Source organism: Mesorhizobium sp. M0207, assembly GCF_040321995.1.
Classification (GTDB): domain Bacteria; phylum Pseudomonadota; class Alphaproteobacteria; order Rhizobiales; family Rhizobiaceae; genus Mesorhizobium.
On sequence record NZ_JAMYSQ010000071.1, the window covers coordinates 1 to 1,166 of the forward strand.

1 protein-coding gene is annotated in these 1,166 nt (G+C 62.4%); it reads left to right on the top strand.

Annotated features, from left to right (window positions below; all coding sequences use genetic code 11):
* The first annotated feature begins 62 nt into the window (after positions 1-62).
* Positions 63-1,049: an IS5 family transposase gene (locus NKJ15_RS32875; RefSeq protein ID WP_352687253.1), complete on the top strand. Its 987-nt coding sequence runs from the start codon at positions 63-65 to the stop codon at positions 1,047-1,049.
* The last annotated feature ends 117 nt before the right edge of the window (positions 1,050-1,166 follow it).

Consider the following 1,166-nt stretch of genomic DNA (forward strand, 5'->3'; position numbering starts at 1 on the left):
GAGATCTTTGCACAGAAGCCGATCAGTGATTCTGTTGTGAGGTTGGAGCAGGGAGATTCGCGATGGTGGATCGTGTTCTGGGTCAGTTGAGTCTGGCGGACGGTCTTGCGGTGTCGGATGAGACGATCTTCGACCTGATTGCGAAAGAGCTGGACTGGGAGCCGATCAGCAAGCTGCTTGGCCCGCGCAGCAGCAGCGGCCCGGGTAGCGCCAGCTACCCGGCAATGTTGCTGGTGCGCTGCCTTCTGCTGGGTGTGTGGCATGGGCTGAGCGATCCAGCGCTTGAGGCGCAGATCCGTGACCGGCTGTCGTTTCGCCGCTTCGTTGGCTTCAGCCTCTCGGACCGTACGCCCGATCATTCGACCCTATGGCGCTTTCGCGACGAGCTGACGCGTGAGCGGCTGATCGACAAGGTGTTTGAGGAGATCAACCGGCAGCTGGAGACGAAAGGCCTGATCGTCAAGCGCGGCACGCTGGTCGATGCCTCGTTCATGCAATCCCCCGGCCGGCCGCCCAAGCAGCCGAAGAAGGGCCACCACGGCCCGGTCAAGCCGTCGGCGGACAAGGATGCGCGCTGGGGCAAGAAGGGCAAAAAGAGCACTTTTGGCTACAAGATGCACATTGGCGTCGACCAGGGGCACACCTTGATCCGGCGCGTCGAGGTGAGCGACGCCTCAGTCACCGACACCGAGCCGGCCGACCGGTTGATCTGCGGCGATGAGAAGGCGGTCTATGGCGATCAGGCCTATTACACCCATGCCAGGCATGACCGGCTCGCTGAGGCCAAGATCAAGGATCGCCTGATGCGGCGGCCCAACAAGCATCACCCTGAATTGCCGCCGCGCGACAAGCTGCGCAACCGGCTGATCTCCAAGGTGCGGGCGGCGGTTGAGCGGCCTTTCGCCGTGTTCAAGGAGCGTTACGGCATGCGGCGCATGCGCTTCTTCAACCTTGCGACCAACCGCACGCAGTGCATGCTGGCGGCATGCGCCTACAATCTGCGGACTATGATCGGTGTCCTGTATCCACCCAAAGAGAGACGGGCGTGAGGGAGGAGTGCGTCCAAAATCGAGCCGATCGGGCCAATGATGCCGGTCGATGCCGCGCCAGGGCGACAGGGCGAGGCCTTAGACGCCTTCAAAAGACGCCCAGTAGGCCAATCAGGT